The 18,694-nt window shown below is 35.1% G+C and carries 17 protein-coding genes; 14 read left to right on the forward strand and 3 right to left on the reverse strand.

The features are described 5' to 3' along the window. Positions 1-153 precede the first annotated feature (153 nt). From ACIPKN_RS06705 to ACIPKN_RS06745, 9 genes are all read left to right on the forward strand, one after another. A complete protein-coding gene (locus ACIPKN_RS06705; protein ID WP_400934522.1) occupies positions 154-1,509 on the forward strand; it encodes a YjiH family protein in 1,356 nt (451 codons plus the stop codon). 183 nt (positions 1,510-1,692) lie between these two features. Continuing rightward, a complete protein-coding gene (locus tag ACIPKN_RS06710) occupies positions 1,693-2,250 on the forward strand; it encodes a hypothetical protein (RefSeq protein WP_400934466.1) in 558 nt (185 codons plus the stop codon). A gap of 466 nt (positions 2,251-2,716) precedes the next feature. Beyond that, positions 2,717-3,217, forward strand: a complete 501-nt coding sequence (gene queF / locus ACIPKN_RS06715; RefSeq protein ID WP_400934467.1) for a preQ(1) synthase — start codon at positions 2,717-2,719, stop codon at positions 3,215-3,217. Further along, positions 3,217-3,852: a queuosine precursor transporter gene (locus tag ACIPKN_RS06720; protein WP_142507623.1), complete on the forward strand. Its 636-nt coding sequence runs from the start codon at positions 3,217-3,219 to the stop codon at positions 3,850-3,852. The genes queF and ACIPKN_RS06720 overlap by 1 nt, the downstream gene beginning before the upstream one ends. A gap of 521 nt (positions 3,853-4,373) precedes the next feature. Beyond that, positions 4,374-4,625: a phage holin gene (locus tag ACIPKN_RS06725; protein ID WP_400934469.1), complete on the forward strand. Its 252-nt coding sequence runs from the start codon at positions 4,374-4,376 to the stop codon at positions 4,623-4,625. Positions 4,626-4,718: 93 nt separating this feature from the next. Continuing rightward, on the forward strand, positions 4,719-6,824 hold the full coding sequence (locus tag ACIPKN_RS06730) for a DUF2339 domain-containing protein (protein ID WP_400934470.1): 2,106 nt from the start codon (positions 4,719-4,721) through the stop codon (positions 6,822-6,824). 310 nt (positions 6,825-7,134) lie between these two features. Continuing rightward, entirely contained in the window at positions 7,135-7,584 is a 450-nt protein-coding gene (locus ACIPKN_RS06735) for a type IV pilus modification PilV family protein (protein WP_400934472.1), read from the forward strand. Positions 7,585-7,601: 17 nt separating this feature from the next. Beyond that, positions 7,602-8,048: a type II secretion system protein gene (locus tag ACIPKN_RS06740; RefSeq protein WP_400934474.1), complete on the forward strand. Its 447-nt coding sequence runs from the start codon at positions 7,602-7,604 to the stop codon at positions 8,046-8,048. Further along, positions 8,049-9,584, forward strand: a complete 1,536-nt coding sequence (locus tag ACIPKN_RS06745) for a DUF7305 domain-containing protein (RefSeq protein ID WP_400934475.1) — start codon at positions 8,049-8,051, stop codon at positions 9,582-9,584. Positions 9,585-9,705: 121 nt separating this feature from the next. Here the strand turns inward: ACIPKN_RS06745 and ACIPKN_RS06750 are convergent, their stop codons facing one another. From ACIPKN_RS06750 to ACIPKN_RS06760, 3 genes are read right to left on the reverse strand one after another with little or no spacing between them, the layout of a single operon-like run. Beyond that, positions 9,706-11,355 (reverse strand): hypothetical protein, encoded by a 1,650-nt coding sequence (locus ACIPKN_RS06750; RefSeq protein ID WP_400934476.1) that lies wholly within the window; start codon positions 11,353-11,355, stop codon positions 9,706-9,708. A 22-nt stretch (positions 11,356-11,377) separates the two neighbouring features. Further along, entirely contained in the window at positions 11,378-11,947 is a 570-nt protein-coding gene (locus ACIPKN_RS06755) for a PulJ/GspJ family protein (RefSeq protein ID WP_400934478.1), read from the reverse strand. Beyond that, on the reverse strand, positions 11,940-12,386 hold the full coding sequence (locus ACIPKN_RS06760) for a type IV pilus modification PilV family protein (RefSeq protein ID WP_400934479.1): 447 nt from the start codon (positions 12,384-12,386) through the stop codon (positions 11,940-11,942). Before ACIPKN_RS06760 ends, ACIPKN_RS06755 begins: the two co-directional genes overlap by 8 nt. Positions 12,387-12,695: 309 nt before the next feature. On the opposite strand from ACIPKN_RS06760, the gene ACIPKN_RS06765 reads away from it, so the two are divergent. The 5 genes from ACIPKN_RS06765 (at position 12,696) to ACIPKN_RS06785 (ending at position 18,589) form a co-directional block, all read left to right on the forward strand. Continuing rightward, positions 12,696-14,057 (forward strand): VanW family protein, encoded by a 1,362-nt coding sequence (locus tag ACIPKN_RS06765; RefSeq protein WP_400934481.1) that lies wholly within the window; start codon positions 12,696-12,698, stop codon positions 14,055-14,057. 18 nt (positions 14,058-14,075) lie between these two features. Next, on the forward strand, positions 14,076-15,746 hold the full coding sequence (locus ACIPKN_RS06770) for a GspE/PulE family protein (protein ID WP_400934483.1): 1,671 nt from the start codon (positions 14,076-14,078) through the stop codon (positions 15,744-15,746). Positions 15,747-15,759: 13 nt separating this feature from the next. Then, positions 15,760-16,809 carry a type IV pilus twitching motility protein PilT gene (locus ACIPKN_RS06775; protein WP_400934485.1) on the forward strand — a complete coding sequence of 350 codons (1,050 nt, stop codon included), beginning with the start codon at positions 15,760-15,762 and terminating at the stop codon, positions 16,807-16,809. Beyond that, complete coding sequence (locus ACIPKN_RS06780; protein ID WP_400934487.1) at positions 16,806-18,011, forward strand: type II secretion system F family protein; 1,206 nt, start codon at positions 16,806-16,808, stop codon at positions 18,009-18,011. The genes ACIPKN_RS06775 and ACIPKN_RS06780 overlap by 4 nt, the downstream gene beginning before the upstream one ends. A 101-nt stretch (positions 18,012-18,112) precedes the next feature. Then, the gene (locus ACIPKN_RS06785; protein WP_400934489.1) at positions 18,113-18,589 is read left to right on the forward strand and encodes a prepilin-type N-terminal cleavage/methylation domain-containing protein; all 477 of its coding nucleotides are present in this window, start codon (positions 18,113-18,115) and stop codon (positions 18,587-18,589) included. Positions 18,590-18,694: the final 105 nt, after the last annotated feature.

Below are 18,694 nucleotides of genomic sequence, written 5' to 3' on the forward strand. Positions count from 1 at the left end.
GACATTCGCACAAAAGAAGTTAAAGCCTCCGGCGGATGTCACGGAATTAGGCCGATTCCGGACGCAATTATGCCGAGGTAAAATTGATCAGTCCATAACTAACAAGCTTGATATATAGAACTTCGAAAACCAAGAGAAATGAGGCTTTAAATGATGAAAAAATATCCTACTTCTACATACTTTTTCTTCATAATTCCGTCTCTTATTGGTGTCCTGTTATTTATGACACCAGTCTTAACGGAAGATGGATGGAAAGTTCCAATTGCTATTTTAGCAAATTTACTAGCAGGTTTTATTGCTCCGGTTATTAGTTATTTTACTATAATTATGTTTGCGATTTCGGCAATTGGTTCACTCATTGCCAAATTTATTCCGCGAAATAATTCAAAAGAGCCTAGTATTTTAGATACATTATTTTATGTCAATTGGTTTTGGACAATTATAAGAGTCATTGGTTTAGTATTTGCCTCAATGGTTGTCTTTGATTTTGGACCATCGGCGATTAATAATGAAAATACTGGTGGATTATTAATGAACCCAGACGGTGGTTTAGTAACATTTTTATTCACGATTTTCTTATTTGCAGGCCTACTATTACCGTTTCTAACAAACTTCGGCTTGCTTGAATTTTTCGGAACGATGATGGTAAAAATCATGCGTCCTCTCTTTAAAAGCCCTGGTCGCTCATCGGTTGATGCACTTACATCGTGGGTTGGGGATGGAACAATTGGTGTTCTTATGACGAGTAAGCAATATGAAATGGGGAACTACACGAAAAAAGAGTCTGCCATTATTGCAACGAGCTTCTCGGTAGTATCTATCACATTCTGTATCGTAGTATTAGATACGGTGGATTTGTCACGCTATTTTATTCCATATTACTTAACAGTAGTTCTTTGTGGTCTTGTGTTAGCGGTAGTAATGCCACGAATTTTCCCACTTGCTAACAAAGAAGATACTTATATCGACGGAACACCAGTAGATTTATCGCGTGAGGAATTACCAGAAGGTTATAATTCTGTGTCACATGGCTTAGAAAATGCTTTAACTATTGCGCATGCAAATCGTGACCCACGTCAATTTTTGAAAGATGGCATTAGAAATGTTTTGGATTTATGGGTTGGTGTAGCACCGGTTGTTATGGCATTTGGTACGGTTGCTTTAATGCTTGCTGAATTCACTAATATTTTTGCATTTTTAGGAAAGCCGTTTGAACCTATTTTAACAGTGCTTGGTTTACCGGAAGCAGCTGAGGCAGCACAAACGATGGTTGTTGGTTTTGCTGACATGTTCCTACCTTCAATTTTAGGAGCAGGGATTGAAGCTGACACTACACGATTTGTAATTGCTGTCGTTTCTGTGACACAGCTTATTTATATGTCTGAAGTTGGTGGACTTATTTTAGGTACAAAGATTCCACTTAAATTTTTTGATCTAGTTGTTATTTTCTTAATACGTACGATTATTTCTCTACCAATCGCGGCATTAGTTGCACATATACTCTTTTAGACTAAAAAGGCAATTGTTCGAACTTATTAACGCGAACAATTGCTTTTTTCTTTATCTATATCGCGCGTTAATGGAAAATATCCGTAGGAAAAATGAATAAATAACTGTGAACAGAATACAACTTGACACATAATTTCATTGAGTTGGGAAAAACTACACGTAAAGTGATACTGAGGTGATAAAATGGACAGAATTTTTTCTCTCTGCTTAAGTTCCTGTTATTTATTATTTTCTCAACCAAGTGATGCCTATATCAATGATTCGCTCAGTTCTTATGAAGAAATTTATCCAGAGATAGGCTATAAAACGGTTGAAGCAGCTGCCTCCGATTTTGAACGGCACTTTCATCAAGGGCTAAAGCTACCACTTCGAGTACCTCCTATTAGTTTTACACATCATTTTGGTCGATTTAATGATCTTGATGATGATATGAATGATTTTTTTGAAGCGACATTTATTAATCATCAACTTCCTGAGCATCATTATAAAATAACGGTTCGACCTATTGAGTTTAAGTTCCCATCTAAAAAAGAAAATATAGTAAAGACATTCAAGTTGAAAAACGGAATGACTTCTATTTATATGGAAATATCAGGTTTTAATGTTCTTGCTTTTGAAAGAGAAGATTGGCAATACATGCTGTGGATTGATAAAAGGGTTTCAAATAAGGTGACACCTGAAGTTTTAGTTGACATAGCTAATTCCATTGACTATATAACGCAAGAGGATGAACATGGATAATAAAAAATGCCAAGACAATATGGGCTTGGCATCATTTACTGTTTTCTTAAAGATTGTTGCTGTTAAAACAAAAAGTCTTCACTTCAAGATGTGATTTACTCTATAAAATTAAATACATCGAAAAAGCATTGGGTATTTAAGTAATCCTTATGGAACTATTCTGCACGGTTAATAGCATCTAGAATTATGCTGGATTAACAGGAGCATTTCGAATCGCCATAGATAGGATAGAGTAAAGTACGACAGTATATTTTTGTCAATGCTAAATTATGAAGAATTTAGTTGACTGAATGCGTTCATTAAGTTAATATTACTAGCGAATAAGAAAGAGGTTCATAGCGCATACCCTCTATAAAAAACTATGGATGACGTCATTTACGCCATATCCCCAAAATGCGGATATGGCGATTTTTTTTTATTAGATTTAATGCGTAATGGACTTCTCACAACTTGAGGAGGCATTTTTATGGCAGGAAGAAATGAAGAACAAGGATTACAGAGTTTAACCCTACTTGGTAACCAAAACACAAAGTATTTATTTGAATACTCTCCGGAGATACTTGAGGCAGTTGACAATTTACATACGAAAAACGATTTTTTTGTGAAATTTAATTGCCCAGAATTCACGAGCCTCTGTCCAATGACAGGGCAGCCTGACTTTGCGACTATGTATATATCTTTTATTCCAGATAAAAAGCTAGTGGAGAGTAAATCTTTAAAGCTCTATTTATTTAGCTTCCGTAATCACGGGGACTTCCATGAGGATTGTGTTAATATCATCATGAATGATTTAATTAAACTGATTGAGCCGCGCTATATTGAAGTGTGGGGTAAGTTTACGCCACGTGGTGGCCTGTCCATTGATCCATGGTGTAACTATGGTCGCCCTGGCACAAAATATGAAAAAATGGCGGAGCATCGTTTGATGAACCACGATCTGTATCCAGAAAAGGTAGATAATCGTTGATGCTTTACTATTTAAATGGATTGTTTGTAGGTTTTTTAATTTTAGCAAATGTTTTAGCTGTTAAAGTGTTTAGTATAGGCGAATGGATGATGCTTCCGGCAGCAGCTATTTTAATTATTTTTACGTATCCTCTTATTGATGTAATTTGTGAAGTATATGGCAAGGAAGCGGGCGCTCGCACGGTAAGAACAGGGCTTATGGCACAGGTGTTTGCAGCATGCTTTATCGCGATTGCCATTGCACTACCACCTGCAGAAGCCTTTGTTCATCAACAGGAGTTTGAGACAATTCTCGGCGGCAGTATGCGTGTCATTATTGCAAGTCTTGTAGCCTATACGGTAAGTGTTAATTTGGATGTAGTGATATTCAATAAATTAAAAGAAAAGCATGGAAGCGGTAAACTTTGGCTTCGAAACAATGCGTCTACGATGTTAAGTCAACTCATCGATACTGCATTGTTTATTACGATAGCCTTTTATGGAATAATGCCAATTAAAGTGTTACTGACATTATTTATAACACAGTATTTGTTTAAATTTTTTGCGTCCATTGTAGCAACACCGCTTGTTTATGGGCTAGTCTTCGTTGCGCGAAAATTTGATAAACGAAAAGGCTTTGAAGCATCTCATTACTGAAATGATTAATGTGATGAAAAACAAAAATGGGGTATAAGAAATGGTGTGTCACTTACTGCACTTTGTTGTTGCGTACACTTCGTAACTTAGCAATAAACAATTCCACTGACACTCCGCTTTCGCACGGATCATCATAGCTAGGAGGCTTTGTTTTTCAGACATAAAACATTTGGTGTTGCTGTCGCTTCACTTTCCCACAAAAAACTTCAGCTGATATAAAATAGAGCGAAGACTTGACGCCCCCGAGAAAGCGCCCAGTCGGAATGGAAATCAATCCCTCGTTTTGTCGAAGAGCTATACTTAATTTCATTAACATAATAGATTTTCAACAATTCGAAGCCATCTCATTGCTGAGATGGCTTTTTAATGTGCATTTTGCGAAAACTAGCATTGCATATTTGTACTTAATAATATTTGTGGTATAAAAATCCCTCTTATTCTATTTATAGCTCCATTTTTGCATATGTGCCATATTACGGAGGAGCATATACTGTGTATAAGAAGGAGGGAGGTGAGTATTTATGAGAATTAACTGGATGATCCGTTTTCAGCATAAACCATTTTTATTTGCGCTATTTTCGTTGATTTTGTTACTCGCACAGCAAGTAGCAACTATTTTTGGCTATGACTTAACGAGTGCAATGAGTGATCAGGCAACGCACATCTTAAATACCGTATTATCAATTTTCGTTTTAATAGGAGTTGTAGTAGATCCAACTACACGGGGAACCAGTGATAGTGAACGTGCTTTAATGTATCGAAGACCAAGATGAATAATGGGGTAAAAATAAATCAAAAGTGTAATTTTACAACAAGAATAAATATGTTATAATGTTAAAAATTGATAGTGCAGGGAGGATGATTGAATGTCGCTTGAAATGGAGCGGAGGATTGCCACGCTCGAGCAAGAAATGGTGGATTTACGGCAGGAATTAGAGGGCTTAAAGCGTCAGCAATCTGTTGATAAAACAAGCACATTGAACGCCAGAAAATCCATTATTGAGCAATCTACGCCGAAACTAGCGCAAAACCCAAAGCCAAATTCAAACTTGGAACAAAGGCCAAAAACAATGCCAGCTCCAGAAAAAAGGATGGAGCCACAGCGAACGTTGGAAGAACGTTTTATGTGGGCACTTCCAAAAGTATTTATGGTAATTTTAGTGATGGGGGTGCTTTGGGGTCTTAAGCTTGTGAGTGATTATGGCTATTTATCGAACGAGGTTAAAATTATTCTCGCCTATGCATTATCGCTTGCCTTAGCCGCAACAGCTTATGTGTTGGAACATAAAAAAATAGGGTCTTCAGCCATCACAATATCTTTATACGGTGGGGCGTTTATTGTTGGAATATTAACAACAGCGGCTAGTGCGATATTGTATGAAATCATCGGTTTAACGATGGCACTTGTTATTGCAGCTGTTTATATCGGCTACGGTATTGCGATTAGCTATTTAAAGAAAAACGAAGTACTAACAATATTCGTAGCATTTACCTCATTATTATTACCTTATTTACTAGAATATATGGATTTTAGTCCTATCATTATTTTAATCTATGTGGTTGTCCTATTTACGATGCTGCAATTTGTCATTCATCAACACAAGCAGAAATTGGCTCTCTATATAGCAACCTTTTTCTCAGTGCTAGCTGTCAGCATTATAGCGTTTATGAATCAGGACAATCGAGCTGTTTTTGCAATAGGTTTCCTTGTTGTTTTATCTATTTTTCACACGAGTTGGTGCCGTTTATATAATGCAGAGTCTAAATTGAAATATATCCATGTTGGACTTCAATTTAGCCTAGGAGCCTTTAGTTTATTGCTCTTGAACTTTATCATTAGTCCTATTGAATATAGCGAAGCACTATTACTCATATTAGTTTGCTTGTTTGCAGCTTTAGCGGGTTATGGCTATAAGCAAAAATGGCAGGAGGCATTTGATAGTGCCGTAACACTCGCATTTATTACATTATGTAATACACTACTAGTTATGAATTTCCCAGAGAAAGTGGATCATTTGCTCATCCCATTCATTACTTTTATGGGCGTAATGATGAGTTTACGTTTACGAATTAGTAGGATGAAGATTGTCAGCTCATTTTCATTTATGATTGCACTCGCTTTAAGCTTTATAATTCATGAGCCAACACCATTTTTTAGCATAGACCATGTTAGCTTGATAATGCCAGGAATATATCTCCTAATTATTTATGTATATGCAAGACGTCCGAAAGAGACACAGACTGTATTTGAAAAGGTAATGAAGGAACTATATGTGATTGACTTTTTAGCAGTAATAACGACTGGTTATTTCTTAGCTTATATCGGAAAGCTGGATGGAACGTACTTTGCAGGTGCTGGTAATATTCCACATCTAATGTGTATGATCCTCGCTGTACTTTTCGCGGGATCACTTTTAGTACCAACAAAATACAAAGGGCGTGCATTAACGCCGGTCCTTAGTGTATTTTTCATACTCTTCACAATAATGCTTGAAATAATTCCGTACAATATGCAAGGTGTCGAGTGGTTAAATATAGTGACAAGAATTGTCTATATAGCTGTTATCGTAGCAATTATGATCGATTTACTGATGAAGGGGCGCATTTATCAAAGCTATCAAGAGCAAATAGAGAAACTTCTTGACCCAATTGTAAGTGCAAGTGTGGTGCTTACGATGATAGCTGTTTGGGGTCTCATCTTCCAGCTTTCCTACAACAGTTTGCTTGATTGGAAGCTAAGCATTGCCTTCTCAACGATTACGTTATTCCTGACAGCAAGTATCTCCCTTTGGCTTAGCAACGTGCGAAACTTACGAACATTACGCATAACAGGTTTTATCATCTTAGTTATTGCGTTTATTAAGCTTATATTCTTTGATTTGTCAGCACTAGACTTACTAATACGAGCAGTCCTGTTTATGACGATTGGTGGGATTGGGTTGCTGTTGTCGGGTAGGTTGTTGAGGAAATGAATAAAATGTTTTCACAAAAAACGTTTACCATAATTTGGGTAAACGTTTTTTTACATCGTATTGCTTTTTATTGTAATTTAAACGTAGTTTTAGGTATGGAAAATTTTGAAGAATATATATATTCATATGAAGAAGTGGTCTTGTAAATATTGTTTATATATGGAATAGTGTAATTATCATAAAATAGTATTTAATTGAATAATTAGTGAATATTAGTTGCTATAAGCACTGTTATTATAGTGTTTAAGGCTAATAGACTTTTTTGATATCTTATATTAATAAAAGTATTATCTGCAGAAGGAGGGCGAAAATGAAGCGTAAAAATAGAGAATTATTTAACAGTCAAGGGGGATTCTCTTTAATTGAGGTTATTGCTTCTTTAGTTATCATAACTATCATCTTAGTATCCTTTTTTGGCTTACTCATTCAATCGAATAAAACAGGAAAAAGCTCTGAACAAATTATTGATGCAACCTATTTAGCGCAAAAGGAAATGGAGAAAATGTATAACTACTTCAAATCCACCAAAATCGAAACTTGGGAATCTGACTTTCCATATGTAAACGAAAAGGATGAAGAGAAATCGAGCGGTAATACCACTCAGTATAAAGTGACACCCGTGAATGCTAAAAATAAGGAAATCATAATAGTGACAGCTGAAGATATGTCGTCTGATAAAACAGTTAGGATTACTATTGAAGTCTATGATGCAAGAGGGAAGATATTAAAAGCAAAAGTGCAAAATATCTTTAGCTTATAAGGAAAGAGGTGGTGCATATGTCTAAATTTTATAATGAGAGAGGCATGACCTTACTAGAAGTTTTGGCTGTTACCATAATAGTTACACTCGTTTCTATTGTTCTAATGTCGATCTTAACGAATGGCAAGACTTCTAGCGATAAACAAATGAAATCGAGTGTGCAATTGTCTGATGCAACTTATATTTTGAAAGTTGTCACTAAAGATACTCGTAAATCTACAGAAATTATTACGAAAGACTTAGATGATCGTACAGAATATATATTAACTAATAATCAAAATAATCAAAAATACAACTACGTGTTTCATCGAAATAATCAGACAATTGCAAGGGACGATGAAATAATTGCAGTGAATGTACTTGATTTTAAAATTAAAGATAAACGGAGTCATATAATTATTGATATTACAACGCCAAATAATAAGCCCTTTTCATCAACTATATATTTCAGAGGAGGTAGCTAGATGTTTAAGTATTTAAAACAAGAAAATGGGTATTCGTTACTTTTAGTAATTTTGACAATTGCTTTACTATCAGTTCTTGGAATTATGCTTTTAACACTTACTGCAAATTCATTAAAGATTTCTACTAGTGAGCGAGATGACCAATCTGTATTTTACATTGCAGAAGGCGGTTTAAACAGTACAAAAAGCAAAGTAGAACAAATAGCTAAAATTACATACGATCAAAATAGAAAGGATTTCAATAAGCTACCTCTTGATAAAAGAAAGCCGGAAAAATTCAAGTTAGATTTTATTGATGCATTTGAAAGTAGCTTAAAAAAAACCTTTGAAGAGAATACCCAATCAACATATACTGCTACAGTCACTTTTGATGAACAATTTAAAGAACAACCTATTGCGAATGTAACAATTGTTCAAGAAAATACAGAACCTTTGCAATATAAAATAACGTCTGTTGGATCTATTGGTAAGAAAACGAGAGCCGTAGCGCAAACAATTACAGTTAATTTAGGAAGTGGAACGGAAACTGGCCCTGCTTTTTCAAATGCCGCTGCTATCCACGCTATTGAAAACATCATACTTGGGGGCGGTAAGTTTAATGGGGATGTTGTATCTGAAAGTGGAAATATTGATATTACACAAGATGATACAAAAATTAATGGGAAAATTGGCACAACTTTAGATAAGTTTTCAAAACCAGACTGGATGACTATTACAAATAAGATTATAGGGAATGTTGCGTTTCCTGAAGATATATTGCCACCTTTCCCGGATAATCAATTTACTAATTTAAGCACAAGGCCATATACGAAATCAATACAAGTTACGATCGGTGGGGAGCGAGTTGAACATTTTTTAAAAAATAATTCAATTGAGATTGATAAGGATAGAAAGATAAATGGTGAACCAAATTTCAATGGTATTCTTCCGATTTCTCAGGATATGTACGTCAAGACGCTTATGGTTGCTTCGAATAATATATTAACGATTGATGTTGGTAATTCAGACAAAAATTTATTTATAGATAACTTTGACTTCTCTCAAGGTCATTTAAATATTATAGGAAGTGGTAAATTAACTTTGTATATAAAGAATGCTTTTGATTTAAAGGGGGATTCAAGTATGAATAATACAGGGGACATAGGCCAATTAAGTGTCTATTATGCAGGCACTTCGCCAATGGATTTTACTGGTAATACACTCACAAAAGCCTCTATTTATGCTAAATCAACCAATATAAAAATTGATGGTTCTGGTAGCGTACAAGGAAATATCTATGCAGGCGGATCAAATATCACCATTGAAGGAGGATCTTATAATCACAACTTATATATATATGCCCCTAACGCAAGAGTCATATTGGGGGGGTCAGGAACAGTTATAGGCGGAATAATGGCTCATACAGTCAAGACTAGTGGAGCTCCGGCTGTTACGTACAAACCGAAAACGATTGAAGATACAATATCAAATGGTGGCTTGATTTTTGAAGAAAATAACAATTTAACAATTTCTAATGGTATGCTTGAAGTTGACTAAATGCATTAAGCTGTTGAAAAACATATACTCTTCGATTTGTCGGGATGGTTCTTGAGGAAATAATAGAAAAGGGTTGTTTACAATGACTGTGTGAAATCAGTCTTTCTAAACAACCCTTATTTTAATAACGATTAATTGTTTCGGGTTCGTTCAATTCTGTAATAAATTCTTCTTCTTCATCACGTTTAAAGGATGTATATTGAGATATTAAATTTTCGTCATAGGTTATTTTTAATCTGGACTTTCTTTTAGGTACTTCAATACCATTTGTAATAACGGTTTCTTTTTGGTTTTTAGAACTTTCATAAGTATAGTTATTACTATTACCACGTACTGCAGTTAGAATCGTTCGTTTTGCAGAAATGCCTCCGTACAAGTTTATATTCGAGCCAACTCCATACATAATCATGTTTTGTTTTGAATAGAAAAAGCCTTTAATCATACTAGGCGTAGCACTATCAACAGAAATATTACTAATTGAAATATCTCCTGTAGCGAAAATAAAGAGGGTGCTATTTGAATTTATTCCATTTAAAGTACTATCTTTAATATCAACGTTGCCATTTACATATAGCATGGCGTCGCTACGTAAATTAGTATTGTTTACAATGAAATCTCCATTAATAAAATAGGTGCCCGACAAATTTAAAGTTTTTCCACTTCCATTAATATTAAAATTTCCTCTATCGAGGGTTTTCTTGCATCCAAATAAACCCCAAATATTACAGTCTTCTTTTTCTCCATGTATGAAAATGATATTGTCTCTATTAAATTTAGATGTTTCGTGATTTATGTACGAGACACTTAATCCAGAAGGATAATTTTTATTATAATTTTTATTTGTATACAAAGGTATAACTTTCTCTGTTATTTCAAGATTATCTCCCGGTAAGCTTTTTGTGACTAGGGATACATTTTTTGTTAAAAACAAACGATTCTGTAATTCACTTTTTGTAGTAGGATTTGAGGGAGTGAATTTTGTATATTTTGAACCGTTTAAATAGTTTGTATTGCCAGATATATGTGAGGAGTAATCAACAGTATTATTTACATAATATATATTTTTTTCTGATTCCCTCATAATAATTTTGGGGGTAACACTTTTAGAGTCTGGAATTATTCTAGGAAAAACGCTATCTGGCCATTGTGCCATATTATTTTTTAGCCAATGGGCTTTTTCAGAGATAATTAAATGACCATCTGTTTTAATATCTCCCTGAATTTCAACACCACCATGTAAATAAAGATTCCCCTCGTCATTCGTTGAAACAGCATAGCGTAATTGATCTGGAATTGCATCTGTGCCGATGATGATTTGTGAATATGTAATATGCTCTTTACTATTTACTTTTCCAGTACTTTTAAATGTTACTAGGCGTTTATAACGATCCTTCTCTTCATTTGAAATTAGTTCTACTTTCTCGATGCAGACGTTTGTTTGATTAGTTTTCTCAGCAGGGATGTTAATGCCTTGCGAGCAACTTAGCTTTGAAGCATTCAAGGTGTTATCGAGGAAAGTTTCAAATGCAGTCTTTCCCATAGGTTTATCTTTAATCTCTTTTTTTAGAATAGCTTGAATGTCTTTAACGGCATAGTCGATTCCTTTATCTGATAAATCTTGTGCTTGTACTAGTTCCTCTCGGGTGTTGTTTTTTGTAATGCCGCTTGACGTTAAAGTGATAAGACTCAAACCGAGTATAGTGAAAATGATGATGACTGCAAATGTTATTAACAATGAATAGCCATTTTCATTTTGCCGGAAAATTTTCATAGTACAATCTCCTTTATTTAAACTATTTTGAGCTTACAATAGGTTCAATCTGATTTTTAAATTCCATAGTTTTTGTTTGGTCATTACCTGAACGTTTTTTTATAATCTCAAGCTTTAAATTGATTGTGTAAATGGATTCGACTATAGGGTTTCCTTCTATTTCAGAATCTTCAGAAATTTTAATGTTGCTGTTTTGGACTTTATATTTCTCCTTTTTAAAATGGATATATGTAGTGTTATTTTCAATTTTAAATCCTATAGGCTCAAGAGTCTTTTCGCATTCGCTAGTAATAATCCATTTACCATCATCGTTTTTTTTACATTTAGACAGATTATTGGTTACTTCAATATATTGATTACTGATATTCCTTACAATATGACTTTGGTTTGTTGTATAGAGGGTTTTAATAAATTTACTTATGATTAGATCTGCTTCATCCCTAAGCATAGTTTCTTGTTGAATATTTTGATTCGTTTCTAAAGTTTTCACAAGGATTGAAAAGATAAGGGTGGAGACGATTGCTAGAATAACAATCGTTGCGAGCAATTCAATTAGTGTCAAACCGTTTTGATTTTTAATATATTTATTCAATTGACACATATCCTTCCGACGAGCCTTTTGTTTTTCCGTTTTGAGAAGTTACTGTTACAACTACTTTTATTAGATTTAAATCCTTTTCTGTGAAATCTGAATTCACATATTTATTAGAATTTTGATAAGGGGTATATGTAATTGCATATGTTTTTCCATTTAAAACTATCTTGTGAGGTTCCTTTTTGGCATCTGGTTCACCGGTATCTTTAAAATAATCATTTAAGTCTTGTGTAGCTATTTTGGTAAGTGGATCAGATTTTAATTTAGCTAATACAGCATCGGCTAAATTTACAGTGACTAATTTTTCGGTATTTACTATGGCTGTTTTATTCGTAAATATAAATATTTGGGCAAAGGATAAGAGAATAATGGATATTAATACAAGTGATGCAACTACTTCGATTAAAGAAAATCCTCTCTGTGATTTGATCAACATAAAAAGCTTACCTCCGATCTAATAGTTTTTTCTATCTAGAAAATTTGATTTAATAAGTTTGATTCGGAAATGTATAGGTATATATAACCTTATTATATAGGGTGTTTACCTTATTGACAATGTGTTATTGATGATTTTAATTACACATGAAAAAATTTCAGTTCATAAAATTTTAACTCTTTTTAGTTAAAAAGACTCATTAAATAATATCTAGTATGTTGTATGGTAAAAATATGAATAAAAAGTAATGGATAGATATGAGTAATTAGACATTTTAATTTTGGATATATTTGTAAAGGCGGTAAGGCTATGAAATTACATTTGAAGCTAGGCTCAATAGTAGCTGTTCTAATCATTTTATTAACAGTCTGGGTACCGAACTTAATGATTGATAGAGCATTAGCTAAAGGCGATGAATCTACAATCGGTGGAATATCAGTTAAGGATTTAGAAGATGATGCTATTGAAAATGCTTTACGAGAGGCCATAAATACTTGGCAAGAGGCTCCTATCGATGTAGAAGGGGCTAATGTTACGATTTCACTCGACCCTAAATTGTTTGTATTTGATGTAGAGAGTACGTTAGCTGAATATCATAGTTTAACTGACAAGTCTTGGCTTGCTTTCTGGAAGCAAAGACAAGTAGTACATATACCCTTACATGTGGTAGTTGACGAGCAAGTGAAGAAACAGCTTGAGGCCACTGGTGTATGGGAAGTTGAAAAGACTTTACATACGATTATCACCGAAGCTTCCAATTTAAAAAGTCGCGAAGTCGCTGCAACAGTTGCAGATACTAATTTAATAGAAGCGGAGCGTTTAGCTCTATCGATTGAGGAAATCCCTGCAAATGCAATGGGTGTTGATAAATTAGCGAATACATTAAATGATTCTATTGTTTTACCGAATGAACCGTTTTCTTTTTTAACAATGATAGAAGAAAAATATGAAGAATCAGATAGTGAAGCGATTAATTTCGTCGCCTCTATGCTGTATCATGTTGCTCTTCAAACCGAATATGAGATTTCAGAAAGACATTCCCAAGGACAGAAGCCAAATTATTTACAACAAGGTTTGGATGCGAAGGTAAATCAAGCGTTAGATAAAGATTTGCAATTTATAAACCGTTCGGATCAACCAAATAAATTAAAACTCACAGTAGAAGGTGATTCTTTAAAAGTGGAATTACTAGCTCAAAAGAAAGACAAAGAAATTTCAGTTCGTGTTAGTAAAGATAAGATTATACAACCTCGAGTCATTACTCGCTATTCGAAAGATTTACCAGTAGGTAGAGAAGAAGTTATTCAAAAAGGTCAAGAAGGGATACGGGTCGAAGTGTATCGCTCGATTTTAGAAAATGGTAACACTACAGAGGAACTTGTTAGTCGTGACTATTATCCACCAGTTAATAAAATTATTGTGAAATCTTCAAGACAACCTGTTGCTTCTGAAAATAGTAGTGGAACGGATAAGGTAAATCCCAATGATCCAGACTTACAAATGGATTTAGATGGAGATGGATTACCGGATACACAATCTGAAAATAAAAAATCCGGCAATAATGCTGCAATAACGAGTAAAGATACTAATACTTCAACAGACCCGAATGACCCTGAAATTGTATACGGCTACTACGATAAAGGTGGGAATTTTATACAAACAAGCCCGTAAAGAGAGGAGCAAACGCGAATGATCGTAAAAACTGGACGAAAGCGCTTAGGTGATTTACTTGTCGAATCTGGTGTTATTACAAATGTGCAATTAGAATTTGCTCTTACAAACAAAACAAAAGAAGAGAAATTGGGCGATTTTCTTATAAAAGAAAATATTCTAACCGAGCAACAGTTAATCGAAGTACTAGAGTTTCAGCTAGGAATCCCACACATTCATTTGAATCAATATTCAATTAGTCCGGATTTACTTCAACTTGTTCCAGCCGAACTCGCTAAACGGACAAATATTATTCCGATCCGTCGCGAAAAAAATAAACTGTTTATCGCGATGGCTGACCCGATGGATTATTTTGCAATTGAGGAAGTACGTATGGCGACGGGCTGCCAAATCGAAACAAGTATTGCAGCTAAGGATGACTTATATCGTACACTAACAAAATACTACGATTTACAAGAATCTATGGAAGCCGCATTGCTCGACATTGGCGCGACAGTTGCTGAAGCACAGGAAGAAATTGAACGAGAGGATTCTCCGATTGTTCGGCTAGTTAATCAAATCATTGCTAACGGAGTTGCCCAACGAGCGAGCGATATCCACTTTGACCCACAGGAAACGGAGCTAAGGGTTCGTTATCGGGTGGATGGCGTTTTGAGAACAGAGCGCTCTTTACCAAAACATATGCAAAATATAGTATTAGCACGTATTAAAATTATGGGAAATTTAAATATTACGGAAAATCGAATTCCTCAAGATGGACGTATTAAAACGAATGTTAATTTTAGGCCAGTAGATATTCGACTTTCGACACTGCCAACTGTTTATGGAGAAAAAGTGGTAATGCGGATTTTAGACTTAAGCAGTGTTGCCAATTCTATTGACAAGCTTGGTTTTACAGAGCAAAACGAGGCCCTTTTCCGAAACATGATTGCCAATCCGAATGGGATTCTGCTCATTACCGGCCCTACGGGATCTGGGAAATCATCAACATTATATGCTGCCTTAACTAACTTGAATGAAGAGGGTGTCAATATTATTACAGTTGAGGATCCGGTTGAATATCAGCTCGATGGCATAAACCAAATTCAAGTGAAAGAAGAAGTAGGCTTAACTTTTGCCACTGGATTACGTTCAATTTTGCGCCAAGACCCAGATATTGTAATGATAGGTGAAGTTAGGGACTTCGAGACTGCGCAAATAGCAGTACGTGCCTCGTTAACAGGGCATTTAGTGTTAAGTACTTTACATACAAATAGTGCAGTGGAATCGATTTCTAGACTTCAAGACATGGGGGTAGAGGCGTTTTTATTATCCTCCTCACTTGTAGGAATTATGGCACAGCGTTTAGTACGACGAATTTGTCGAGATTGCGGAGAAGACTATACTTTTACTAACCATGAATTAGAAATAATGCGTAATAACGGCATTGAAGGTTTCACACATGGTAGACGCGGAAGAGGCTGCCCTTCGTGTAATCAAACAGGGTATCGTGGACGGATGGCTATTCATGAAATTTTACCAATCGACCGCAATATTAAAGACATGATTTTAAGTCGAAGTAGCGATAGTGTGATCCGCGATTATATGAAACAAGAAGGCTATTACACATTACTAGTAGATGGGTTGTTAAAAGTAGTAGAAGGACAAACAACTACTTCAGAAGTATTGCGTGTAGCAAATGTAGATTAGGAGGTGAATGTTCATGACAACATTTAGAAATATTGATGAGCTATTAACACGCGCATTTGAAGAAAAAGCGTCTGACCTCCATTTAACAAAAGGGATCCCGCCGGTTTATCGTATCCATGGGCAACTAGAACATTATGGGAGTCAACTACTAACTTCTGAAGAATTACAGACGATGGTGAAAACTATTTTACCAGAACATAAATTACAAGAATTTCATGATAAAGGGGAAACTGATTTTAACTATTCATTGCCCGGGAAATGTCGTTTTCGTGTAAATGCGTATCATCAACGCAATGAAGTGACAATAGCAGCCCGTTTAATTGAAGCGAAAATTCCTTCCATTGAAGCGTTAAATATGCCACAAGTACTGTATCAATTAGCAGAAAAACCACAGGGACTTATTTTAGTAACTGGGCCAACCGGTTCAGGAAAATCTACGACACTTGCTGCAATGATTGATCATATTAATGAAACAAAATCAAAGCATATTATCACGCTTGAGGACCCAATTGAATATTTACATACACACAAAAAATCCATTATTAATCAACGTGAAGTAGGCGTCGATACGCAGAGCTTTGCCAATGGTTTGCGTGCTGCGCTTCGTCAGGACCCTGACATTATTTTAGTAGGCGAGATGCGTGACTACGAAACGATTTCAACAGCCATTACAGCGGCAGAAACGGGCCATTTAGTGATGGCGACATTACATACAAGTAGTGCTCCGACTACGATTGATCGTATTATAGATGTTTTTCCACCACATCAGCAAGGACAAATTCGTGTACAACTAGCAAATGTTTTAGTGGGCATTGTTTCACAGCGTTTATTTGTACGTAAAGATGCTAAGGGACGTATTGCTGCAACTGAAATATTAGTACAAGCACCATCTATTTCAAATTTAATTCGAAATGAAAAAGTTCACCAAATTCCTACTATTATGCAGACGAGTAAAGCTTTAGGCATGCATACTTTGGAATCTTCTATGCAGCAGCTAATAGCAATGGGGAAAATTTCTTTGGAAGAAGCAAGGCCATATATGAATGCGGGGGATTATAATTGACCGTTTTTCGATATAGTGGACGCACAAAAACTGGTTCACACAAAAAAGGAATCATTGATGCGACTAACAAAAAAGTAGCGCTTGAAAAATTACGAGCACAAGGCATTAATGCTCGTGAGCTGGAAGAGTCTAAAAGCATTTTGCACAAAGACTTAACTATTGGCGGTAAAGTAAAGCATCAGGATTTCGTTATTTACTGTCGTCAATATGCAACACTAATCCGTGCTGGCGTTTCAATTGTAGAGGCAACACATATTTTAAGTGGCCAAACGAAAAGTAAAGCCTTGAAAAAAGCATTAGAACAAGTGGAAGAGGATATACGCGGGGGGACAGCGTTTTCAGACGCAGCGGCCAAACACCCAAAGGTTTTTCCAGTAATGTTTGTGAATATGATGCGCTCAGGTGAGGCAACGGGGAATATCGATGAGACTTTAGAGCGTTTAGCAGGGACACTTGAAAAACAATTTAAAATTAAGAAAAAAGTACAATCGGCATTGGCATATCCGGCTATTTTATCAGTACTGACAATCGCTGTAGGGATGTTTTTAATGGTATTTATCGTGCCAACGTTTATGGCTACTTTTGAAGAAATGGACATAGAAATGCCGATCTTAACTGTCGTTGTTGTCAGTATATCGGATTGGTTAATAGCATACTGGTATTTTGCGATTGGCATTCTCTTATTATCGATTCTTCTATTTAGATTTTTCTATAAAAATAATAAGCAATTTCATTACAATGTGAACTATGCATTATTAAGAATTCCTGTATTTGGTATTTTAATGCAAAAAAATGTAATTGCTCGAATGACTAGAACCTTATCTTCTTTGTTCAGTAGTTCAGTGCCAATTTTACAGGCACTGACAATTGTCGAAAAGGTTTCAGGGAATCCAGTAGTAGGACAGGTTGTACTGGAGGCAAGAGATAATCTAGAAAAAGGCGGTACATTATCAGAGCCATTAGAAAAAAGTTGGCTATTTCCTCCTTTAGTAACTCAAATGACATCTATCGGAGAAAAAACAGGTTCTCTTGATTATATGCTCGAGAAGATAGCCGATTTCTATGAGGATGAGGTAGATCGGTCCGTTGATACATTAAAATCACTCATTGAACCATTAATGATACTAGTTTTAGCAGCGGTTGTAGGAGTGATTGTCGCAGCGATTTTCCTACCAATGTTCGCATTATACGAAAATATGTAGGTGACTAACTTTAAAGGGGGTGGTAGAGAGAAAAGTTGTTGTAGCAATGGTTGTACTTGTGTTTTCGGACTAATCATAACAATTTATAAGGAGGAACAGTGATGTTCAAAAAAATCTTAAACAAAAAACTATTAAAAAATCAAAAAGGTTTAACGTTAATCGAGCTATTAGCTGTAATTGTCATTCTAGCGATTATTGCGGCTATTGCTATTCCTGCGATTGGGAATGTTATTAGTAATTCTAAAGACAAAGCAATCCTTTCAGATGCTGCCGGTGTCCTAGCGGGTGCAAAAATTGCTATTGCAGATGGAGCATGTGGTGATTCAACTCTAGAAACTGTTACCTGTAAAACAGATGTTCTTAAAGACGTTTTTGACGGTGAATTAACAGACGGTGATAAAGTAGAATATACTAAAACAGGCAAAAAATATACTATAACTTTTGATGATTTAAAAAATATTAAAAATAAATCGAAATTTGAAGTTGGAGCATTTAAACCTGGAGCTAGTACTTCAATAAGTGAAAAAGATTTGAATAAAGCAATGGGTAATACGGATAAGGATAAAAAGAAAGATTAAATATTAATTTTTCAAAGAACATCCAATTCGTAAATTGGATGTTCAAATGAAAGATTAATATATTTTGATTTTTGTTATAAAAAATCAAGAAGGAGGCATCTTTTC

The sequence above is a fragment of the Lysinibacillus sp. NPDC086135 genome (assembly GCF_044746345.1).
Taxonomy (GTDB): domain Bacteria; phylum Bacillota; class Bacilli; order Bacillales_A; family Planococcaceae; genus Lysinibacillus.